Genomic DNA, 22572 nt, shown 5'->3' with positions numbered 1-22572 from the left:
GGATTCAATGGAGTGACTGGATGAAAATCATCATCCTCGGTGCAGGGCAAGTCGGCGGTTCGCTGGCGGAACACCTGGCCAGCGAAGCCAACGATATTACTGTGGTCGACACCGATGGCGAACGCCTGCGCGACCTTGGTGACCGCCTGGACATCCGCACGGTACAAGGTCGTGGCTCGTTCCCGACCGTGTTGCGCCAGGCCGGAGCCGATGACGCCGACATGCTGGTCGCGGTGACCAACAGCGACGAAACCAACATGGTCGCCTGCCAGGTCGCCCATACCCTGTTCCACACCCCGACCAAAATCGCCCGGGTTCGCGAAGCCGCGTACCTGACCCGCGAAGAGCAGTTGTTCCAGAACGAAGCGATTCCGGTGGACGTGCTGATCAGCCCGGAACAAGTGGTCACCAACTACATCAAGCGCCTGATCCAGCACCCCGGTGCCTTGCAAGTAATCGACTTCGCCGAAGGCAAGGCGCAACTGGTGGCGGTGCGGGCGTACTACGGCGGGCCGCTGGTGGGCCAGCAACTGCGGCAGTTGCGTGAACACATGCCGAACGTGGAAACCCGCGTTGCGGCGATTTTCCGTCGTGACCGGCCGATCCTGCCCCAGGGCGACACGGTGATCGAGGCCGACGACGAAGTATTTTTTATCGCCGCCAAGGCGAACATTCGTGCGGTGATGAGCGAAATGCGCCGTCTCGACGAAACCTATAAACGCATCGTCATCGCCGGTGGCGGGCAGATTGGCGAGCGTCTGGCCGAGGCCATCGAAAGCCGTTATCAGGTGAAAATCATCGAGATGAATCCGGCACGTTGCCGTCATCTCTCCGACACACTGGACAGCACAGTGGTGTTGCAGGGCAGCGCTTCGGACCGCGACCTGCTGATGGAAGAGAACATCGCCGACGCTGACCTTTTCCTGGCCCTGACCAACGACGACGAAGCCAACATCATGTCGTCGCTGCTGGCCAAGCGCCTGGGCGCGAAGAAGGTGATGACCATCATCAACAACCCGGCTTATGTCGATCTGATCCAGGGCGGCGACATCGACATCGCCATCAGCCCGCAACTGGCGACCATCGGCACATTGCTGGCCCACGTGCGCCGGGGTGACATCGTCAGTGTGCATTCACTGCGCCGGGGTGCGGCGGAGGCCATCGAGGCGATTGCCCATGGCGATGCGAAATCGAGCAAGGTGATCGGCAAGGCCATCGAGAACATTGGCCTGCCGCCGGGCACCACCATCGGTGCAATCATCCGCGACGAAGAGGTGATCATCGCCCACGACGACACCGTGATCGAAGCGGGCGACCACGTGATTCTGTTCCTTGTGGATAAAAAGCATATTCGCGATGTAGAGAAGCTGTTCCATGTGGGGCTGAGCTTCTTCTGATCCGGGGCCTGCCTTTGCAGGAGCGAGCCCTGCTCGCGATGGTCGTCAACGATAATGCTGGAAACCAGACACCCCGCGTCGCTTTCAGCTTCATCGCGAGCAAGCTCGCCCCTACAGTAAATCAACCCCTGACATGCCTCAGGCAAGGAATCCACCGATGATCGAATCCCTGGAAAAAATGCTCGCCAAGGGTGTGGATAACGCTTTGCTGCGCTTCGGCCTGGGCAAGGGCTATCTGGATCTGGGGGAAAACGCCAAGGCTGCGGAGCATTTGCAGCGCTGCGTCGAATTCGATCCGAAGTATTCGGCGGCGTGGAAACTACTGGGCAAGGCCCATCTGGCGCTGGCGGACTTTGCGGCCGCGCGGCAGGCTTGGGAACAAGGCCTGGAAGCTGCTCGCGGCCATGGCGACAAGCAGGCGGAGAAGGAAATGACGGTGTTCCTGAAGAAGCTCGAGCGTCAGGCCCACTGATCAGAGATAGCGCAAACCGATGCCCTCGGCGTCCACCTGCACCACTTCCATGCGCACGCGAGGCGCGCCTGTGGGTAAGTCCTGCACCTGTCCGTAAACCACCGCCCCCCGGGGCAGCGCCGACAGTTTCGGATGCTTGACGTAGACGCCGGTGGTCGACAGGTTGCGCGTCTGGCCCAGGCAATCGCCGATGCTTTCGTGACTGATCTTGATGCGAAATGATTTGCGGTGTTCGGACATCTTTTTGCGCCCTGATGAACGGTTGTGGATACGTGCAGGAGCGAGCTTGCTCGCGATGGATGCCAGGGTGCCGCGTTCAACCTGGCAGCCCACATCATCGTTAACGTCCATCGCGAGCAAGCTCGCTCCTACAGGTTATCCACAGAGTGTGCCAAGTAAGTCAATACCAACGCTCTTCACCCGGTGGGCGCTTCTTGAAGCGCTTCATGCTCCACATGTACTGGCTCGGGTACGCCCGCACATAGCGCTCGACCACTTGGCTCATGGCCGCACAGGACTCTGCCGTATCGGTGCTGTACATGGCCTCTGGCGCGGCTTCAAGGATCACTTTGTAGCCCGAACCGTCCGGCAGGCGCAGGGCGTGCAGGAATACGCCGACTGCTTTGCCGCCGGCCAGCATGTTCGGTACGAACTTGCTGGTCAGTGCCTGAGTGGCGAAGAACGGCACGAAGATCCCGGCGGATTCGGACGGTTCCGGGTCAGCGGGAATGCCCACTGCACCACCTTTGCGCACTTCCTTGATGACACTGAGGATGCCTTCCTTGGTGGAAGCCGCGACCTTGTTACCCAACTGCACCCGCTGCTTTTGCAGCAATTCATCCACTGCCTTCAATTTCGGCGGACGGTAGAAAATGATCGGTTTGCACTGGCTGCAATAGAAGTGATTGAGCACTTCCCAGTTGCCCAGGTGGCTGGTGATGCCGACCACGCCTTTGCCGGAGGCAAGGGCGTCCTTCAATACGTCAAGGCCTTCGACTTCGCGCACCAGGTCGATGGAGCGCTGGGCCGGCCAGATCCAGGCGCAGGCACTCTCGGTCAGGGACTTGCCGATGTCTTTCAGGCTCTGGCCTACCAGGCGTTCACGCTCTGCGGGGTCCATGTCCGGAAAGCACTTGGACAGATTGATCCGTACCACGTCGCGGGAACGGTTCGGGGTTTTCCACATAACCCAGCCAATCGCCGAGCCCACGGCCTGCACGGCCCACCACGGAAGCAGGGCAAACAGCCGCAGAGCGCCTACCAGCAAGGCGCCTTTAAACTTATCCACAGGTCACTCCTGATCTTGTGCTGTGCGCGAGGCGGCCATTCTAACCGCCGTTCGCCAGCTGCGCGTAGCGGTCGCAATCGCGGGTGTGATCCATGACCATGCCCGAGGCCTGCATCAGCGCGTAGCAGATGGTCGGCCCGACGAACGTGAAACCGGCCTTTTTCAAGCCTTTGCTCATATCCACGGCAGTCGGCGTCACGGCCGGGACTTCGCTGCGATCCTTGAAATGATTGATCACAGGCGTGCCGCCGACGAATGACCACAGAAACGCCACCGGATCCTCCAGCGCCAGCCAGGCCTGGGCATTGCGCCGAGCCGCGTTGAGCTTGAGTCGGTTGCGGATGATGCCGGGATCGAGCATCAGCTCGTCGATTTCGGCATCGCTCATCTGCGCCACGCGCTGCACGTCGAAGCCGAACAAAACTTCGCGATAACGCTCGCGCTTGCGCAGCACGGTGATCCAGGAGAGCCCGGCCTGGAACCCTTCGAGCAAAAGCAACTCGAACAATCCCTGCGCATCCCGTAGCGGCGTGCCCCACTCCTGATCGTGATAAGCCATGTACAGCGGATCTTCGGAACACCAAAAGCAGCGTGGCATAAGGCTCCAGGGGGCGTGCGCAGCAATGAATCGGGTATACTCCCGCTCTTTAAATCGCAGCCCAAGAAACAGGTGAATTTCGTGAGCCAGCCTACGCCAGCCGTGCGTACCTTCCAAGACTTGATCCTCGCCCTCCAGCAATACTGGGCCGAGCAAGGTTGTGTGGTACTTCAGCCCTACGATATGGAAGTAGGCGCCGGCACTTTCCACACCGCAACATTCCTGCGCGCCATCGGCCCGGAAACCTGGAACGCCGCCTACGTGCAGCCAAGCCGCCGTCCGACTGACGGCCGTTACGGTGAAAACCCGAACCGTCTGCAGCACTACTACCAGTTCCAGGTGGTCCTGAAGCCGAACCCAGACAACTTCCAGGAACTGTACCTGGGCTCTCTCAAGCACGTTGGCCTGGACCCGCTGGTCCACGACATTCGCTTCGTCGAAGACAACTGGGAATCGCCGACCCTCGGCGCCTGGGGTCTGGGCTGGGAAGTCTGGCTCAACGGCATGGAAGTGACCCAGTTCACCTACTTCCAGCAAGCGGGCGGCATCGAGTGCTACCCGGTGACCGGCGAGATCACCTACGGCCTCGAACGTCTGGCCATGTACCTGCAAGGCGTGGACTCGGTCTACGACCTGGTGTGGGCTGACGGTCCGTTCGGCAAAGTGACCTACGGCGACGTGTTCCACCAGAATGAAGTGGAGCAGTCCACTTACAACTTCGAACACGCCAATGTCGACAAGCTGTTCGAACTGTTCGATTTCTACGAAAGCGAAGCCAAGCGCCTGATCGAACTCGACCAGCCGCTGCCGTTGCCGAGCTACGAAATGGTGTTGAAGGCTTCCCACACCTTCAACCTGCTGGATGCGCGCCGGGCGATCTCGGTGACCGCGCGTCAGCAATACATCCTGCGTGTACGCACCCTGGCGCGTTCCGTTGCGCAAGCCTACCTGCTGGCTCGCGCCAAGCTGGGCTTCCCGATGGCGACCCCGGACCTGCGTGATGAAGTACTGGCCAAGCTGGAGGCTGCACAATGAGTGCTCTGGATTTTCTGGTTGAACTGGGCACTGAAGAACTGCCACCCAAAGCCCTGAACACCCTGGCCGAGGCGTTCCTCGCCGGTATCGACAAGGGCCTGCAAGCTGCCGGCCTGAACTACGAGAGCAAAACCGTTTATGCCGCTCCGCGCCGCCTGGCCGTGCTGATCACCGCACTGGCCACCCAGCAGCCGGATCGCAGCATCAACCTCGACGGCCCGCCGCGTCAGGCCGCGTTCGATGCTGAAGGCAACCCGACCCAGGCAGCATTGGGCTTCGCCAAGAAGTGCGGCGTCGACCTGAGCGAAATCGATCAGAGCGGTCCGAAACTGCGCTACAGCCAGAGCATTGCCGGCAAGGCGACTTCGAGCCTGCTGCCGACCATCGTCGAAGATTCGCTGAACGACCTGCCGATCCCGAAACGCATGCGTTGGGGCGCGCGCAAGGAAGAATTCGTTCGTCCGACCCAGTGGCTGGTGATGCTGCTCGGTGACCAGGTCATCGACTGCACCATCCTCGCCCAGAAGGCCGGCCGCGATTCCCGTGGTCACCGCTTCCATCACCCGGAAAACGTGCGCATCGGTTCGCCGTCCAGCTACCTGGCCGACCTGCGTGCCGCCTACGTTTTGGCCGACGCCAACGAGCGTCGCGAGATCATCAGCAAGCGCACCGAAGAGCTGGCCACCCGTCAGGAAGGCACGGCAATCGTTCCTCCAGCGCTGCTCGATGAAGTGACCGCGCTGGTCGAATGGCCGGTGCCGCTGGTGTGCTCGTTCGAGGAGCGCTTCCTCGACGTGCCGCAGGAAGCCCTGATCACCACCATGCAGGACAACCAGAAGTACTTCTGCCTGCTGGACGCCGACGGCAAGTTGCTGCCACGTTTCATTACCGTGGCCAACATCGAGAGCAAGGACCCACAGCAGATCATCGCCGGTAACGAGAAAGTGGTTCGCCCACGCCTGACCGACGCCGAGTTCTTCTTCAAGCAAGACAAGAAGCAAAAGCTCGAAGACTTCAACCTGCGCCTGCAAAACGTGGTGTTCCAGGAAAAACTCGGCAGCGTCTACGACAAGGCCGAACGCGTTTCCAGACTCGCCGCCTACATCGCGGCGCGCATTGGCGGCAACGCTTCGTGGGCTGCTCGTGCAGGCCTGCTGTCCAAGTGTGACCTGTCGACCGAGATGGTCGGCGAGTTCCCGGAGATGCAAGGTGTCGCCGGTTACTACTACGCCCTCAACGATGGCGAGCCGGAAGATGTCGCACTGGCGCTGAACGAGCAGTACATGCCGCGCGGTGCCGGCGCTGAACTGCCAAGCACCCTGACCGGTGCGGCCGTGGCCATTGCCGACAAGCTCGACACCCTCGTGGGAATCTTCGGTATCGGCATGCTGCCGACCGGCAGCAAAGACCCGTACGCCCTGCGCCGTGCTGCACTGGGCGTGTTGCGTATCCTGATCGAGAAGCAACTGGATCTGGACCTGAACGACGCCGTGGCCTTCGCTGTGAATGCGTTCGGTCCCAAGGTCAAGGCTGCGGGCCTGAACGATTCGGTGCTGGAATTCATCTTCGACCGCCTGCGTGCCCGTTACGAAGACGAAGGCGTCGATGTGGCGACCTACCTGTCGGTACGTGCCCTGAAACCCGGTTCGGCCCTGGACTTCGACCAGCGCGTGCAAGCGGTACAGGCTTTCCGCAAACTGCCGGAAGCTGCCGCCCTGGCCGCCGTGAACAAGCGCGTGTCGAATTTGCTGAGCAAGGTCGAAGGCTCCGTTCCGACAGTCGTGGAAGCCAAGTACTTCGACAACGCCAACGAGTTCTCCCTGTACTCGGCGATCCAGCAGGCTGACCAGGCTGTACAGCCAATGGCCGCCTCGCGTCAGTACAGCGAATCACTGGCACGCCTGGCTGCACTGCGCGAACCGGTGGATGCGTTCTTCGAAGCCGTGATGGTCAACGCGGAGGACGCAAAGGTCCGCGCCAACCGTTATGCATTGCTGGCGCGTCTGCGTGGGTTGTTCCTCGGCGTTGCCGACATTTCGCTGCTGGGTTGAGGGACTGCTGTTGAAACTGCTGATTCTCGATCGGGACGGAGTGATCAATTACGACTCCGACGCTTACATCAAGTCGGTGGAGGAGTGGATTCCGCTCCCCGGTTCGATCGAAGCCATCGCGCAGTTGAGCAAGGCTGGCTGGACGGTAGCCGTCGCTACCAACCAGTCGGGCATCGCTCGCGGCTATTACGACCTTGCCACCCTCAATGCCATGCACGAGCGCTTGCGCGCGTTGGTGGCGGAGCAGGGTGGTGAAGTCGGCCTGATCGTCTACTGCCCGCATGGGCCGGACGAAGGCTGCGATTGCCGCAAGCCGAAACCCGGGATGTTGAAAACCATCGCCGCTCATTACAACGTGTCGCTGACCGATCTCTGGTTCGTCGGCGACAGCCTTGGTGACCTGGAAGCCGCCAAAGCCGTCGATTCACAGCCAGTTTTGGTGAAGACCGGGAAAGGCGAAAAGACTTTGGGCAAGACCCTTCCGGTTGGCACATTGATTTTTGACGATCTGGCGGCGATTGCCGCAGAACTTATCCACAATTAGAGTGCTTCTGAAATTCCTGATAAAGGACCCATCAGGAGTGCGCTTTATACAGGCGGGCAATTCCCGCAACGGTAAACGTCACCATGTCGATATTGCAGGCCATCAGAACCTTCCTCTTTTACCTGCTGCTGGGCACCAGCTCCTTGCTGTGGTGCAGCCTGAGTTTTTTTATCGCGCCGTTTCTGCCCTTCAAGGCACGTTATCGCTTCATCAACGTGTATTGGTGCCGTTGTGCCCTGTGGCTGAGCAAAGTGTTCCTTGGTATTCGCTACGAAGTGAAGGGTGCCGAGAACGTACCTGAACGGCCGTGCGTGATTCAATCGAACCATCAGAGTACCTGGGAGACGTTTTTTCTCTCCGCCTACTTCTCACCGCTGAGCCAGGTGCTCAAACGTGAGTTGCTCTATGTGCCGTTCTTCGGTTGGGCCATGGCCATGCTGCGACCGATCGCCATCGATCGCGACAACCCGAAAGCAGCACTCAAGCATGTGGCTCAAAAAGGTGATGAGTTGCTCAAGGACAATGTCTGGGTGTTGATCTTCCCCGAAGGCACGCGCGTTCCTTTCGGCACCGTCGGAAAGTTCTCGCGCGGTGGCAGTGCTTTGGCGGTCAACGCCGAATTGCCGGTGCTGCCGATTGCGCACAACGCAGGCAAGTTCTGGCCGAAAACCGGTTGGGCGAAGAAGCAGGGCGTCATCACTGTGATCATTGGTGAGCCTATGTATGCCGCAGGCACCGGACCACGAGCCATTGCTGAATTGAACGACCGGGTCCAGGCGTGGAACGAGCAGATGCAACGGGAAATGGGCTCACTGCCACCGGCTCCACAAGCGCCGGTTTCAAACGATCAGGTGGTTGTCTGAGATTCTGTGGATAACCTGTGTACCGTTTCATTGAAAAGCGTCGTTTCTTGTACGTAACATTATGATTTTTTTACATATTTCTTAGAATGATAAAAACCATAAAAACGTGCATAAGTTTTTTTGGACGTAAAAAAACCGGCGGATATAGCCGGTTTTTTTATGCCCATCCACAACGGCTTTGACCATCGATAATCCCAACCCCACACCATCGATACCTTCGGTGGAAGAAAAGCGCCAGTATTGGCTGAACAGTTCGATCTTCAGCTGCGCGATGGGCAGCGCCTGGTCGCGGGATTACCTGTACGAACGATTCTGGCCCCATGAAGAAGTGTCCTCGTCCCGGCCGCTCGATACTCACATCTATCGCCTGCGCAACAAGCTTGGGCTGACGGCGGATCGCGGTTGGCAGTTGGCAGTTGCTGACGATTTATGGGTATCGGTTGGAGAGTGTGGCACCGGCGAGCGAGTAAAACGCAGGCAAAAAAAGGCCAATGCAAATGCATTGGCCTTTTCGTTGGTGTCGACCGGGATCAGAAGTCCAGGTTGGACACCGCCAGGGCATTGCTTTCGATGAAGTCACGACGTGGTTCGACCGCATCACCCATCAGGGTGTTGAAGATCTGGTCCGCGCCAATGGCGTCTTCGATAGTCACTTTCAGCATGCGACGCACGCTTGGGTCCATGGTGGTTTCCCACAGCTGGTCCGGGTTCATCTCGCCCAGACCTTTGTATCGCTGAATGGTGTGGCGTTTGGTGCTTTCAGCCATCAGCCAGTCCAGGGCTTCCTTGAACTCGGTGACCGACTTACGGCGTTCGCCACGCTGGATGTACGCGCCGTCGTCCAGCAGGGTGCTCAGTTGAGCGCCCAGGGAAACGACGGTCTTGTAGTCGTTGCTGCCGAAGAAGTCGCGGTTGAAGGTGACGTAGTTCGACAGGCCGTGGGAGATCAGTTCGACCTCTGGCAGCCACACGCCACGCTCACGGTCTTCACGCAGGCTGGCCTTGTAGACCAGACCCGACTTCTCGACAGTACGCAGACGCACTTCGTACTGGGCCAGCCAGTCCTGCATCGCTGCATGATCGGACAACTGATCCATGCTGACAGCCGGCAGGTAGATGAAGTGCTCGGTCAATTCCTGTGGGTACAGGCGCGACAGACGCTTGAGGGTCTTCATCACCAGACGGAAGTCATTCACCAGACGCTCGAGGGCTTCGCCGGAGATACCCGGTGCCTCCTCGTTCAGGTGCAGGCTCGCATCTTCCAGGGCCGACTGCGTCATGTACTCTTCCATGGCGTCGTCGTCTTTGATGTATTGCTCTTGCTTGCCTTTCTTCACTTTGTACAGCGGCGGCTGAGCGATGTAGATGTAGCCACGCTCGATCAGCTCCGGCAGCTGACGGAAGAAGAAGGTCAGCAGCAGGGTACGGATGTGCGAACCGTCGACGTCAGCATCGGTCATGATGATGATGTTGTGATAGCGCAACTTGTCGATGTTGTACTCTTCGCGACCGATGCCGCAGCCCAGCGCAGTGATCAAGGTGCCCACTTCCTGGGAAGAGATCATCTTGTCGAAGCGTGCCTTCTCGACGTTCAGGATTTTACCCTTGAGGGGTAGAATCGCCTGGGTCTTGCGGTTACGTCCCTGCTTGGCAGAGCCGCCCGCGGAGTCACCTTCCACGAGGTACAGTTCGGACAGGGCAGGGTCCTTTTCCTGGCAGTCGGCCAGTTTGCCCGGCAGGCCTGCGATGTCCAGCGCGCCTTTGCGGCGGGTCATCTCACGGGCTTTACGTGCCGCTTCACGGGCACGGGCCGCATCGATCATCTTGCCGACGACCAGCTTGGCTTCGTTCGGGTTTTCCAGCAGGAAGTCGGAGAAGTACTTGCCCATTTCCTGTTCGACCGCGGTCTTCACTTCGGAAGACACCAACTTGTCTTTGGTCTGGGAGCTGAACTTCGGATCCGGCACTTTTACCGAAATGATCGCGGTCAGGCCTTCACGGGCATCGTCACCGGTAGTGGCGACTTTGTGCTTCTTCGCCAGGCCTTCCGCTTCGATGTAGGTGTTCAGGTTACGCGTCAGTGCGGAACGGAAACCCACCAGGTGAGTACCGCCGTCGCGCTGTGGAATGTTGTTGGTGAAGCACAACAGGTTCTCGTTGAAGCTGTCGTTCCACTGCAGGGCAATTTCCACGCCGATGCCGTCTTCACGCTGGACGTTGAAGTGGAACACCTGGTTGACCGGGGTCTTGTTGGTGTTCAGATATTCAACGAACGCACGCAGGCCGCCTTCGTATTTGAACAGTTCTTCCTTGCCGCTGCGCTCGTCCTTGAGGACGATACCGACACCGGAGTTGAGGAACGACAGTTCACGAATCCGCTTGGCCAGGATGTCCCAGCTGAAGTGGATGTTCTTGAAGGTTTCGCTGGAAGCCTTGAAGTGGATCTGTGTACCGGTGGTTTCGCTGTCGCCAACGATTTTCATCGGTTCTTGCGGAACACCGTGGACGTAAGTCTGTTCCCAGATCTTGCCGCTACGGCGAACGGTCAGGACCAGCTCTTCCGACAGGGCGTTAACTACCGACACACCCACACCGTGCAGACCGCCGGAAACCTTGTAGGAGTTGTCGTCGAATTTACCGCCGGCGTGCAGCACGGTCATGATGACCTCGGCTGCCGAAACGCCTTCTTCCTTGTGTACGTCTACCGGGATGCCACGGCCGTTGTCGCGAACGGTGATGGACTCATCCGGGTGGATGATGATGCTGATGTCGTCGCAGTAGCCGGCGAGCGCTTCGTCGATCGAGTTGTCGACCACCTCGAACACCATGTGGTGCAGACCGCTGCCATCGTCGGTGTCGCCAATATACATACCGGGACGTTTGCGTACGGCATCCAGGCCTTTCAGCACTTTAATGCTCGTTGAGTCGTACGTATTTTCTTCGCTCAATGCCTTCACTCCCGATGGTCGTGGGTCTGGGTGATACGGCCCTGTTCCACGTGGAACAGAGCGACTGGCGTTTCCGTCTGCCAGCCTTCCCTCAATAATTCGTGATCTACACAGGTGATAAATACCTGGCAGCGTAAGTCTTCCAACAAGCGGCAAAGGGCGCGACGGTGGTGCTCGTCCAGTTCGGACGGCAAGTCATCCACCAGATAAATACACTGACCGCGTCGAGCCTGGCTGACCAAGTGCCCTTGGGCAATCCGTAATGCGCAAACCACCAACTTCTGCTGGCCTCGGGACAAGATGTCCGCGGCGTTGTGCGCACCCAGTCTGAGCCGCAAATCAGCGCGTTGTGGTCCGGCCTGGGTATGTCCCATTTGCTGGTCCCGCTGAAGAGACCCGGCGAGCACAGCACTCAGTTCACGGTCCTTGTCCCAGCCGCGGTAATAGCTGAGCGTCAAGCCTTCAAGCTCAACCAGTTCGCTCAAGGTTTGTTCAAAGACTGGTTTCAAGGCTTTGATATAAGCGCGGCGGTATTCATCGATTTCAGCGCTGGCCTGGCACAGTTCCCTGTCCCAAACCGCTTGCGAAACGGCGTCAAGTGTACCATGCCGCAGCCAAGAGTTTCTCTGGCGCAGGGCCTTCTGCAAGCGCTGCCAGGTTGACATGAAGCGCGGTTCCACGTGGAACACACCCCAGTCGAGAAACTGTCGGCGAATCTTCGGCGCGCCTTCCAGCAATCGAAAGCTATCCGGATTGATCAGTTGCAGTGGCAAGATCTCGGCCAGTTGCGCGGCGCTGCGAGCATTCTGCCCATCGATACGGATCTGGAATTCCCCTTGGCGATCCCGTGAGATGCCCAAGGCGCTATGCCCACCCTCCGCCAGTTCAACCTGGCCAAAAACCGTACAGGCAAGCTGTTCGTATTGAATGACCGGCAACAGACGGGTGCTGCGAAACGAACGGGCAAGCCCCAGCAGATGGATGGCTTCCAGAACACTGGTTTTGCCGCTGCCGTTGGCGCCGTAAAGAATATTGATGCGGGGGGAGGGGGAGAAGGTCACCGGGTGCAGATTGCGCACCGCGGTGACCGAGACGCGACTTAAGGACATCTAGCTTCTGCTGAACATGATTACAGACGCATCGGCATGACAACGTAGGCCGAGTCGTCGTTATCCGATTCCTGCACCAGCGCGCTGCTGTTGGAGTCGGACAGGATCAGACGAACCTGCTCGGTGGTCATCACGCCCAGTACGTCGAGCAGGTAGCTCACGTTGAAGCCGATTTCCAGAGAGCCGCCATTGTATTCAACGCCCACTTCTTCTTCCGCCTCTTCCTGCTCCGGGTTGTTCGCCTGGATCTTCAGCTGACCGCTGGCCAGTTGCAGACGGATACCACGGTACTTCTCGTTGGACAGAATGGCGGTACGGCTGAACGCTTCGCGCAGAGCCTGACGATCACCAAGAACCAGCTTGTCGCCGCCTTTAGGCAGAACTCGCTCGTAGTCCGGGAATTTTCCGTCAACCAGCTTCGAGGTGAAGGTGAACTCACCGGTGGTGGCGCGGATGTGATGCTGACCCAGCACGATGCTGACATTGCCGTCCGGCTCGGTGAGCAGGCGAGCCAGTTCGAGGATACCTTTGCGCGGCACGATGACCTGGTGACGATCCGGCTGGCCGATGTCGGCCTGCATCGAGCACATGGCCAGACGGTGACCGTCGGTGGCTACCGCGCGGATCACGCCCGCGGAAACTTCCAGCAACATGCCGTTGAGGTAGTAACGCACGTCCTGCTGGGCCATGGCGAAGCTGGTGCGTTCGATCAGGCGACGCAGCTTGCTTTGCTCCAGGCTGCAGGTCAGCGAACCCGGGCCTTCTTCCACGGTAGGGAAGTCGTTGGCCGGCAGTGTCGACAGGGTGAAGCGGCTACGGCCAGCCTTGACCACAAGCTTCTGCTCGTCGACCTTGATGTCGATCAGCGCATCGTTCGGCAGGCTTTTGCAGATGTCCATCAGCTTGCGCGCCGGCACGGTGATGGAACCCGGATCCGCCGGCTCTTCGAGTTGAACACGACCGACCAGCTCGACTTCCAGGTCGGTACCGGTCAGCGACAATTGCTGGCCTTCGACAACCAGCAGCACGTTGGAAAGTACCGGCAAGGTCTGTCGGCGTTCGACGACGCCTGCGACCAGTTGCAGGGGTTTCAACAGGGCTTCGCGTTGAATGGTGAAATGCATGGTCTAGTCCCTTGCCTTAATTAGCTGCGCTGGTGTTCATCAAGTGGTCAGTGTACGCAGCAGGTTCTTGTAGTCCTCGCGGATGTCCGCGTCGGATTCCTTAAGTTCGTTGATCTTGCGGCACGCGTGCAAGACCGTCGTATGGTCGCGGCCGCCAAACACATCGCCGATTTCCGGCAGGCTGTGGTTGGTCAGTTCCTTGGACAACGCCATGGCGACCTGACGCGGACGAGCGACCGAACGCGAACGGCGTTTGGACAGCAAGTCGGAGATCTTGATCTTGTAGTACTCGGCGACAGTGCGCTGAATGTTATCCACAGAGACCAGTTTATCCTGCAACGCCAACAAGTCCTTAAGGGATTCGCGAATCAGCTCGATGGTGATATCGCGGCCCATGAAGTGCGAGTGGGCGATCACGCGCTTGAGCGCACCTTCCAGCTCACGGACGTTGGAGCGAATGCGCTGGGCAATGAAAAACGCGGCGTCGTGAGGCAACTCGACTTTGGCCTGATCGGCCTTCTTCATCAGAATCGCCACGCGGGTTTCCAGCTCCGGCGGCTCGACCGCTACGGTCAGGCCCCAGCCAAAACGGGATTTGAGGCGTTCTTCAAGGCCTTCGATTTCCTTCGGGTAGCGGTCACTGGTGAGAATGACCTGCTGCCCACCTTCGAGCAAGGCGTTGAAGGTGTGGAAAAACTCTTCCTGGGAACGCTCCTTGCGGGCGAAGAACTGAATGTCATCGATCAGCAACGCATCCACCGAACGGTAGAAGCGTTTGAACTCGTTGATCGCGTTCAGTTGCAGGGCCTTGACCATGTCCGCCACGAAACGCTCGGAATGCAGGTACACCACCTTGGCATTCGGGTTCTTCTTTAATAGATGGTTACCCACAGCGTGCATCAAGTGGGTTTTACCCAGGCCGACACCACCATAAAGGAAGAGTGGGTTGTAACCGTGCTTGGGGTTGTCTGCCACCTGCCAGGCAGCGGCGCGCGCCAGCTGGTTGGATTTACCTTCAACGAAATTCTCGAAGGTAAAGGTGCGGTTCAGGTAACTGGTGTGCTTGAGCGCACCTTCGACCTGCACGGTACGTTGCTCGGCGCGCACAGGTGCCTGTTGCGAACTGGCTCCGGCCATCGGGTCGAAGCTGTCACGGGAAGGTTCTTCCTCGGAGACTTCAGCCACTTTTTGCGTCGCACGCTTGGTCGACACGGCGGCAGGTGTCGGCGGCGGACTGACGGGTGCTTGAGCAGCCTGGGCCTGGGAAGCCGCAGCAGCCAGGGGAGCGTTTGGCGCGGCACGGGGTGCCGAACTGCGTTTGCTGCCTATTAATAAGGAAAGCGCAGGCGCCATGCCATTGCCGTGCTCATCGAGCAATTCGAGAACACGCCCCAGGTACTTTTCGTTGACCCAGTCCAGAACAAAACGATTGGGTGCATACACACGCAACTCGTCGCCTTCGGCTTCGACCTGTAGTGGACGGATCCAAGTGTTGAATTGTTGGGCAGGCAGCTCATCGCGCAGAAGCTCCACGCACTGCTGCCAAAGTTCCACTGACACGGATATCCCCTAAGTTGAAAGCCGGTGAGGCAAAAACAAGCGGCCATTGTAGCGACCAGACGCCGACTTATCCACACGAAGGTGGTTCATCGACCAAGAAGAATCACCGTTTCATAAGCAAAAAAGGCGACCAGTGGTCTGTGCATAAGCTCTGTGGATAACCGGGGTTAAGGTCATTGCACAAGTGGGGGCGAAACTCGGTGGATAACCGGGCTGTGGATAAAGCGGTCTTTCACACACAGGTTATCCGACAGCGCAGCACAGGCTGAACACTGTTTTCCACCGTAGTTGTCATTCTCTGTACAGCAGGTAAAACAAGGGCTGAATCGAGTTATCCACAGAAGGTGGCGAGCCTAGCTTTTATAAGCTTTACAGAAAAGCTTTAAATACTTTCCTTTCTTATTTTTATATCTACGCAAGGTGCAAGTGCTGAAAAACCTCTGGAGATCTATTTATAAGGAAACGTTGGTTGGAAATTGACCTGAAGGCTTGCTTTCTCTAGAATCCCCGGTCTCTTAAAACGGGGGCCATTCCGGCCCGTTGTGGACGAACCAGGTAACACGACAATGAAACGTACTTTCCAACCAAGCACTATCAAACGCGCTCGTACCCACGGTTTCCGTGCTCGCATGGCTACCAAGAACGGTCGTGCCGTCCTGTCGCGTCGTCGCGCCAAAGGTCGTGCGCGTCTGGCAGTTTGATAATCCGGCACTGGAGGTGAGTCAGGACTTCAGTCGGGAAAAGCGTCTGCTTACCCCCCGGCAATTCAAGGCAGTCTTTGACTCCCCTACCGGCAAGGTTCCGGGGAAAAATCTCCTGCTCCTTGCGCGCAACAACGATCTTGATCACCCCCGTCTCGGGTTGGTAATCGGGAAAAAGAGCGTAAAGCTCTCCGTCGAGCGCAATCGCCTCAAACGTCTGATGCGCGAATCGTTTCGCCTGAACCAGGATTCTCTGGTCGGCTGGGACATTGTTATCGTCGCGCGCAAAGGTTTGGGCGACGTAGAAAACCCCGAATTGATTCAGCATTTCGGCAAACTCTGGAAACGACTGGCTCGCAGTTCGCCAGTACCAGCAGTCAAAACCGAAACTGTAGGGGTAGACAGTCCAGATGCGTAAACTGGCACTCGTTCCGATCCAGTTTTATCGCTATGCCATTAGTCCCCTGATGGCCAGTCACTGTCGTTTCTACCCCAGTTGTTCCTGCTACGCGTTAGAAGCCATCGAAAATCATGGCCTTCTTCGCGGTGGCTGGCTGACCTTTCGTCGTTTAGGTCGCTGTCATCCGTGGAATCCCGGTGGTTATGACCCGGTTCCACCTATCCCTACCTCCCGTTCTTCTTCGATGGCCGAGTAATCATGGATATCAAACGCACGATCCTGATCGTCGCCCTGGCAATCGTGTCCTACGTTATGGTTCTTAAATGGAACCAGGACTATGGCCAGGCTGCCCTGCCGACTCAGAATGTTGCCACCAATACGACTGCATCGGGCCTGCCGGATACGGCATCTGGCTCCAACGCTTCTGCCAGTGACGACATTCCACGTGCTGCAAGCGACACCAGCGCACCTGCCGAAACACCGGTGGCTGTGAGCAAGGACCTCATCCAGATCAAAACGGATGTACTGGACCTGGCTGTCGACCCACAAGGTGGCGATGTTGCCCAGTTGACCCTGCCGCTGTATCCGCGTCGTCAGGATCACCCGGAAATTCCGTTCCAGCTGTTCGATAACGGCGGCGAACGTACTTATCTGGCGCAAAGCGGTCTGATCGGCACCAACGGTCCGGATGCAAATCCGGCCGGTCGTCCGGTTTATTCCTCGGAGAAGAAGATTTATCAGCTGGCTGACGGTCAGGACCAATTGGTCGTAGACCTGAAGTTCAGCAAAGACGGCGTCAACTACATCAAGCGTTTCACCCTGAAACGCGGCCTGTATGACGTAACCGTTTCCTACTTGGTCGACAACCAGAGCGCCCAGCCCTGGAATGGTGCGATGTTCGCCCAGTTGAAGCGCGACGCCAGCGCCGATCCTTCATCGACTACGGCTACCGGCACCGCGACTTACCTGGGCGCCGCCCTGTGGACAAGTTCCGAGCCGTACAAGAAAGTGTCCATGAAGGACATGGACAAGGCGCCGCTGAAAGAAACCGTCACTGGCGGTTGGGTTGCCTGGTTGCAGCACTACTTCGTGACCGCATGGATTCCGGCCAAGGGCGAAAACAACGTCGTCCAGACCCGTAAAGACAGCAAAGGCAACTACATCATCGGCTACACCGGCCCATCGATGAGTGTTGCGCCGGGTGCCAAGGCCGAGACCAGCGCTGTTCTGTACGCAGGTCCGAAAAGCCAGGCCGTGCTCAAAGAGTTGTCCCCAGGTCTGGAACTGACGGTCGACTATGGCATTCTGTGGTTCATCGCCCAACCGATTTTCTGGTTGCTGCAACACATCCACGCCATTGTGGGTAACTGGGGCTGGTCGATCATCTTCCTGACCATGCTGATCAAAGGGATCTTCTTCCCGCTGTCGGCTGCCAGCTACAAATCCATGGCGCGCATGCGTGCAGTGGCACCGAAACTGGCCGCGCTGAAAGAGCAACATGGCGATGACCGGCAGAAAATGTCGCAAGCCATGATGGAACTGTACAAGAAAGAGAAGATCAATCCGCTGGGTGGTTGCTTGCCAATCCTCGTGCAGATGCCGGTTTTCCTCTCGCTGTACTGGGTTCTGCTGGAAAGCGTTGAAATGCGCCAAGCGCCGTTCATGCTGTGGATTACTGACCTGTCGATCAAGGATCCGTTCTTCATTCTGCCGATCATCATGGGCGCAACCATGTTCATCCAGCAGCAGTTGAACCCGACTCCTCCGGATCCGATGCAGGCCAAGGTGATGAAGCTGATGCCAATCATCTTCACCTTCTTCTTCCTGTGGTTCCCGGCCGGTCTGGTGCTGTACTGGGTTGTAAACAACGTGCTGTCCATCGCACAACAGTGGTACATCACGCGTAAAATCGAAGCGGCCGCTAAAGCAGCTGCCTGATTTACACTGTGGATAACCACTCAAAACGCCCCCTAGTGGGGCGTTTTGCTATCTGTCACTTTTGTCTGGATACCGGTTTATGAGCGTTCCTCGCGAAACCATCGCAGCCGTCGCCACCGCTCAAGGTCGCGGGGGTGTAGGCATCGTGCGTATTTCCGGGCCGTTGGCCAGCGTTGCGGCCAAGGCCTTCAGCGGTCGCGAGCTCAAGCCGCGATTTGCCCACTACGGTCCGTTTTTCAGTGAAAACGACGAGGTTCTGGACCAGGGCATTGCCTTGTATTTCCCCGGCCCGAACTCGTTCACAGGCGAAGATGTGCTGGAGCTGCAAGGCCATGGCGGTCCGATTGTTCTGGATATGTTGCTCAAGCGCTGCCTGGAACTGGGTTGCCGCCTCGCCCGGCCGGGGGAATTCAGTGAGCGCGCCTTCCTCAATGACAAACTGGACCTCGCCCAGGCCGAAGCCATTGCCGACCTGATTGAAGCCAGTTCTGCCCAGGCTGCGCGAAACGCGTTGCGCTCCCTGCAGGGTGCTTTTTCGTCACGTGTGCATAACCTCACCGAGCAATTGATCGGCCTGCGAATCTATGTCGAAGCGGCCATCGATTTCCCGGAAGAGGAAATCGACTTCCTCGCCGATGGCCACGTCCTGAGCATGCTCGACAAAGTGCGCGACGAGTTATCCACCGTCATGCGCGAAGCCGGGCAGGGCGCCTTGCTGCGTGACGGTATGACCGTGGTCATTGCCGGTCGTCCGAATGCCGGTAAATCCAGCCTGCTCAATGCCCTGGCCGGGCGTGAAGCAGCAATCGTGACCGAGATTGCCGGCACCACCCGTGACGTGCTTCGCGAACATATCCACATCGATGGCATGCCGCTGCACGTCGTGGATACCGCCGGTCTGCGCGATACCGATGATCATGTGGAAAAAATCGGCGTCGAGCGTGCCTTGAAAGCTATCGGCGAAGCCGATCGGGTACTGTTGGTGGTTGATGCCACTGCACCGGAAGCCCTCGATCCTTTCGCACTCTGGCCGGAGTTTCTCGAAATCCGTCCCGATCCCGCGAAAGTCACCCTGATCCGCAACAAAGCCGATCTTACGGGCGAAGCCATTGCGCTGGAGGTCAGCCAGGACGGCCATGTCACCATCAGCCTGAGCGCCAAGTCGGGTGGTGTCGGGCTGGAGCTGCTGCGTGATCACCTCAAGGCCTGCATGGGCTATGAACAAACGTCCGAAAGCAGCTTCAGCGCTCGCCGGCGACACCTTGAGGCGCTACGTCATGCCAGTGCGGCCCTCGAGCATGGCCGTGCCCAATTGACCCTGGCCGGTGCTGGCGAGTTGTTGGCCGAGGATTTGCGCCAGGCTCAGCAGTCGCTGGGTGAAATCACCGGTGCTTTCAGTTCCGATGACCTGCTTGGGCGGATTTTTTCCAGCTTCTGTATCGGTAAATAGCCCTCCTGTTATTCACAGACAGGCCATTCGTGCCTGTCTGTTCTCTCCTTTTCTGAAAAAAACTCCCAGTGCCGAGCGGACTTCGTCTGCTTGAGCGGAATTCCTGCACCCGAATTTCGAGCGAACGGCACTTTTCTGTGGATTAAGCCCTGTGAATAACCGCGGCTAAGGTCAGTTGATAACAGGGCTCGAAAACTGGACATAACCACCTCTGTGGATAACCACCCCTTTCATCCACAGGCTTAAACCGGTTATCCAAGGGCCTCATTGGCACATGAACACAGGGTTTTGAATCTCTGTACACATTGAAAATAAAGGGCTATATCAATCTATCCACAGAAAGGTAGGTGCATAGAAATAAACATAAAAACAAAGATTTAATAAATTTCTTTCTTTTTAATTTCTATAACTCCGACTTTTCCACAGCTGGTTAAATTTTGTGCAAAGGGTTCTTTAGGAAGGGCGAAGTCCCTATACTTGTCGACCAGGTCCAAAAACCTGAGCTCAAACTATTCCTGAATTACCTACTTAAGCAGGCACGAGGTGCGTGGTGGATTTCCCTTCCCGTTTTGAAGTGATCGTCATCGGCGGCGGTCATGCCGGTACCGAGGCAGCACTGGCCTCAGCACGTATGGGGGTTAAAACCCTATTGCTGACGCATAACGTGGAAACCCTCGGTGCCATGAGTTGCAATCCGGCCATTGGCGGGATCGGCAAAAGCCACCTGGTCAAGGAAATCGACGCCCTCGGCGGCGCGATGGCCATGGCTACCGATAAAGGCGGTATCCAGTTTCGCGTGTTGAACAGCCGCAAAGGTCCGGCCGTGCGAGCAACCCGCGCGCAAGCAGACCGGGTTCTGTACAAGGCAGCTGTCCGCGAAATCCTGGAGAACCAGCCGAACCTGTGGATATTTCAACAGGCCGCTGACGATCTGATCGTCGAGCAGGAACAAGTCCGTGGTGTTGTCACCCAAATGGGCCTGCGTTTCTTCGCTGATTCCGTGGTGTTGACCACCGGTACGTTCCTCGGTGGACTTATCCACATCGGTTTGCAGAATTTTTCTGGCGGTCGCGCCGGTGATCCGCCATCGATCGCGCTGGCTCACCGTCTGCGTGAACTGCCATTGCGCGTGGGTCGTTTGAAAACCGGTACTCCGCCACGTATCGACGGTCGGTCTGTGGATTTCTCGGTGATGTCCGAGCAACCGGGTGATACGCCGATCCCGGTGATGTCGTTCATGGGGTCAAAAGAGCAGCATCCGAAGCAAGTCAGCTGCTGGATTACCCACACGAATGCGCGCACCCACGAAATCATTGCCGCGAACCTCGACCGTTCGCCGATGTATTCCGCTGCCGGTGAGATCGAAGGGATCGGCCCGCGTTATTGCCCGTCGATCGAAGACAAGATCCATCGCTTCGCCGACAAGGAAAGCCATCAGGTGTTTATCGAACCGGAAGGTTTGACCACCCATGAGCTGTATCCGAACGGGATATCCACAAGCTTGCCGTTCGACGTGCAATTGCAGATCGTGCAATCGATCCGCGGCATGGAAAACGCGCACATCGTGCGTCCGGGCTACGCGATCGAGTACGACTACTTCGATCCACGGGATTTGAAATACAGCCTGGAAACCAAAGTGATCGGCGGCTTGTTCTTCGCCGGGCAAATCAACGGCACAACCGGTTACGAAGAAGCCGGTGCCCAGGGTTTGCTCGCCGGGACCAACGCTGCACTGCGTGCGCAAGGCAAAGAGGCCTGGTGCCCGCGTCGCGACGAGGCCTATATCGGCGTGTTGGTCGACGACCTGATAACCCTCGGTACCCAAGAGCCGTACCGGATGTTCACCTCACGTGCCGAATATCGCCTGATCCTGCGCGAAGACAACGCCGACCTGCGCTTGACCGAAAAAGGTCGCGAACTGGGTCTGGTGGATGACGTGCGCTGGGCGGCTTTCTGCAAAAAACGCGAAAGCATCGAACTGGAAGAGCAGCGCCTGAAAAGTACCTGGGTACGCCCTGGTACCGAACAGGGCGATGCCATTGCCGAAAAATTCGGCACGCCACTGACTCACGAATACAACCTGCTCAACCTCTTGAGCCGTCCGGAAATCGACTACGCTGGTCTCATCGCCGTGACCGGTGGGGGCGCGGAAGATCCACAGGTTGCCGAGCAGGTCGAGATCAAGACCAAATACGCCGGCTACATTGATCGTCAACAGGATGAAATCGCCCGCCTGCGAGCCAGCGAAGACACCAAATTGCCTGTGGATATCGATTACACGAATATTTCCGGTCTCTCCAAGGAGATCCAGAGCAAGCTCGGCACGACCCGTCCAGAAACCTTGGGCCAGGCCTCGCGTATACCGGGCGTTACGCCGGCAGCCATTTCGCTGTTGATGATTCATTTGAAAAAACGCGGCGCGGGCCGTCAGTTGGAGCAAAGCGCTTGAGTTCGTTGGTCACTTCGCAACACGCAGAAGAGTTATCCACAGGTGCCCGCCAGCTTGGCGTCACGCTGACAGAAACCCAGCACGCGAAACTGCTGGGTTATCTGACCCTGTTGATAAAATGGAACAAGGCTTACAACCTCACTGCCGTGCGTGATCCGGACGAAATGGTTTCCCGCCATCTGCTCGACAGTCTGAGCGTGATGTCATTCATCGAAAACGGGCGCTGGCTCGATGTCGGCAGTGGCGGTGGCATGCCAGGCATTCCACTGGCCATCCTGTTTCCCGAGTCCCAGGTGACCTGCCTGGACAGCAACGGCAAGAAAACCCGCTTCCTGACCCAGGTCAAACTCGAACTCAAACTGGATAACCTGCAAGTTATCCACAGTCGCGTCGAAGCCTTCCAGCCTGCACAGCCCTTCAACGGAATCATTTCCCGGGCGTTCAGCAGCATGGAGAACTTCAGTAACTGGACGCGCCACCTCGGCGATAGCGAAACACGCTGGCTGGCAATGAAGGGCGTTCATCCGGCCGATGAGCTGGTAGCATTGCCGGCAGACTTCCACCTCGATAGCGAACACGCCCTGGCCGTACCTGGTTGCCAAGGCCAACGCCATCTGCTGATACTGCGCCGCACGGCATGATTGG

At 57.9% G+C, this 22572-nt stretch carries 20 protein-coding genes and 1 pseudogene; 14 read left to right on the top strand and 7 right to left on the bottom strand.

Translation table 11 applies throughout. The features are described from left to right. Positions 1–20 precede the first annotated feature (20 nt). Positions 21–1397: a Trk system potassium transporter TrkA gene (gene trkA / locus KGA98_RS04955; RefSeq protein WP_008045725.1), complete on the top strand. Its 1377-nt coding sequence runs from the start codon at positions 21–23 to the stop codon at positions 1395–1397. 157 nt (positions 1398–1554) lie between these two features. Beyond that, on the top strand, positions 1555–1869 hold the full coding sequence (locus KGA98_RS04950; RefSeq protein ID WP_223501616.1) for a tetratricopeptide repeat protein: 315 nt from the start codon (positions 1555–1557) through the stop codon (positions 1867–1869). On the opposite strand, the gene KGA98_RS04945 is transcribed toward KGA98_RS04950, so the two are convergent. The 3 genes from KGA98_RS04945 to tag form a co-directional block, all read right to left on the bottom strand. Continuing rightward, complete coding sequence (locus KGA98_RS04945) at positions 1870–2109, bottom strand: PilZ domain-containing protein (protein ID WP_057712647.1); 240 nt, start codon at positions 2107–2109, stop codon at positions 1870–1872. Between the two features lie 160 nt (positions 2110–2269). Continuing rightward, a complete protein-coding gene (locus KGA98_RS04940; RefSeq protein WP_057712648.1) occupies positions 2270–3157 on the bottom strand; it encodes a lysophospholipid acyltransferase in 888 nt (295 codons plus the stop codon). 40 nt (positions 3158–3197) lie between these two features. Beyond that, positions 3198–3755, bottom strand: a complete 558-nt coding sequence (tag, locus tag KGA98_RS04935) for a DNA-3-methyladenine glycosylase I (RefSeq protein ID WP_223501615.1) — start codon at positions 3753–3755, stop codon at positions 3198–3200. Between the two features lie 81 nt (positions 3756–3836). Here tag and glyQ point away from each other — a divergent pair, with 81 nt between their 5' ends. From glyQ to KGA98_RS04910, 5 genes and pseudogenes are all read left to right on the top strand, one after another. After that, positions 3837–4790 (top strand): glycine--tRNA ligase subunit alpha, encoded by a 954-nt coding sequence (gene glyQ / locus KGA98_RS04930; RefSeq protein WP_003187265.1) that lies wholly within the window; start codon positions 3837–3839, stop codon positions 4788–4790. Then, positions 4787–6841 (top strand): glycine--tRNA ligase subunit beta, encoded by a 2055-nt coding sequence (gene glyS, locus KGA98_RS04925; protein ID WP_223501613.1) that lies wholly within the window; start codon positions 4787–4789, stop codon positions 6839–6841. Before glyQ ends, glyS begins: the two co-directional genes overlap by 4 nt. A gap of 4 nt (positions 6842–6845) precedes the next feature. Continuing rightward, a complete protein-coding gene (gmhB, locus tag KGA98_RS04920; protein WP_167362881.1) occupies positions 6846–7385 on the top strand; it encodes a D-glycero-beta-D-manno-heptose 1,7-bisphosphate 7-phosphatase in 540 nt (179 codons plus the stop codon). Positions 7386–7468: 83 nt separating this feature from the next. After that, positions 7469–8248 (top strand): lysophospholipid acyltransferase family protein, encoded by a 780-nt coding sequence (locus KGA98_RS04915; protein WP_057712652.1) that lies wholly within the window; start codon positions 7469–7471, stop codon positions 8246–8248. A 280-nt stretch (positions 8249–8528) separates the two neighbouring features. Continuing rightward, positions 8529–8718 (top strand): annotated as a pseudogene (locus KGA98_RS04910) (helix-turn-helix domain-containing protein); the annotation flags it as partial. A 60-nt stretch (positions 8719–8778) separates the two neighbouring features. Here KGA98_RS04910 and gyrB read toward each other — a convergent pair. From gyrB to dnaA, 4 genes are read right to left on the bottom strand one after another with little or no spacing between them, the layout of a single operon-like run. Beyond that, a complete protein-coding gene (gene gyrB, locus KGA98_RS04905; protein ID WP_102669486.1) occupies positions 8779–11196 on the bottom strand; it encodes a DNA topoisomerase (ATP-hydrolyzing) subunit B in 2418 nt (805 codons plus the stop codon). A gap of 5 nt (positions 11197–11201) precedes the next feature. After that, a complete protein-coding gene (gene recF / locus KGA98_RS04900; RefSeq protein ID WP_007969883.1) occupies positions 11202–12305 on the bottom strand; it encodes a DNA replication/repair protein RecF in 1104 nt (367 codons plus the stop codon). A gap of 20 nt (positions 12306–12325) precedes the next feature. Next, a complete protein-coding gene (gene dnaN, locus KGA98_RS04895; protein WP_007969885.1) occupies positions 12326–13429 on the bottom strand; it encodes a DNA polymerase III subunit beta in 1104 nt (367 codons plus the stop codon). A gap of 39 nt (positions 13430–13468) precedes the next feature. Beyond that, positions 13469–14989 (bottom strand): chromosomal replication initiator protein DnaA, encoded by a 1521-nt coding sequence (gene dnaA, locus KGA98_RS04890; RefSeq protein WP_154909739.1) that lies wholly within the window; start codon positions 14987–14989, stop codon positions 13469–13471. A 566-nt stretch (positions 14990–15555) separates the two neighbouring features. Here dnaA and rpmH point away from each other — a divergent pair. The 7 genes from rpmH (at position 15556) to rsmG (ending at position 22568) form a co-directional block, all read left to right on the top strand. Next, the gene (rpmH, locus tag KGA98_RS04885; RefSeq protein WP_003213577.1) at positions 15556–15690 is read left to right on the top strand and encodes a 50S ribosomal protein L34; all 135 of its coding nucleotides are present in this window, start codon (positions 15556–15558) and stop codon (positions 15688–15690) included. 16 nt (positions 15691–15706) lie between these two features. After that, a complete protein-coding gene (gene rnpA, locus KGA98_RS04880) occupies positions 15707–16108 on the top strand; it encodes a ribonuclease P protein component (protein ID WP_056727027.1) in 402 nt (133 codons plus the stop codon). Next, positions 16101–16346, top strand: a complete 246-nt coding sequence (yidD, locus tag KGA98_RS04875; RefSeq protein ID WP_010207715.1) for a membrane protein insertion efficiency factor YidD — start codon at positions 16101–16103, stop codon at positions 16344–16346. The genes rnpA and yidD overlap by 8 nt, the downstream gene beginning before the upstream one ends. A gap of 2 nt (positions 16347–16348) precedes the next feature. Next, a complete protein-coding gene (gene yidC / locus KGA98_RS04870) occupies positions 16349–18028 on the top strand; it encodes a membrane protein insertase YidC (protein WP_057712656.1) in 1680 nt (559 codons plus the stop codon). A 79-nt stretch (positions 18029–18107) separates the two neighbouring features. Further along, on the top strand, positions 18108–19478 hold the full coding sequence (mnmE, locus tag KGA98_RS04865; RefSeq protein ID WP_090452271.1) for a tRNA uridine-5-carboxymethylaminomethyl(34) synthesis GTPase MnmE: 1371 nt from the start codon (positions 18108–18110) through the stop codon (positions 19476–19478). A gap of 550 nt (positions 19479–20028) precedes the next feature. Further along, complete coding sequence (gene mnmG / locus KGA98_RS04860) at positions 20029–21927, top strand: tRNA uridine-5-carboxymethylaminomethyl(34) synthesis enzyme MnmG (RefSeq protein WP_150812671.1); 1899 nt, start codon at positions 20029–20031, stop codon at positions 21925–21927. After that, complete coding sequence (rsmG, locus tag KGA98_RS04855; protein ID WP_223501612.1) at positions 21924–22568, top strand: 16S rRNA (guanine(527)-N(7))-methyltransferase RsmG; 645 nt, start codon at positions 21924–21926, stop codon at positions 22566–22568. Before mnmG ends, rsmG begins: the two co-directional genes overlap by 4 nt. Positions 22569–22572: the final 4 nt, after the last annotated feature.

Origin of the sequence: Pseudomonas sp. BF-R-24, from assembly GCF_019947335.1 — a bacterium.
Classification (GTDB): Bacteria; Pseudomonadota; Gammaproteobacteria; order Pseudomonadales; family Pseudomonadaceae; genus Aquipseudomonas; species Aquipseudomonas jessenii.
Note: the sequence above shows the minus strand (reverse complement) of the source record. Positions and strands in the feature narration are given on the sequence as shown.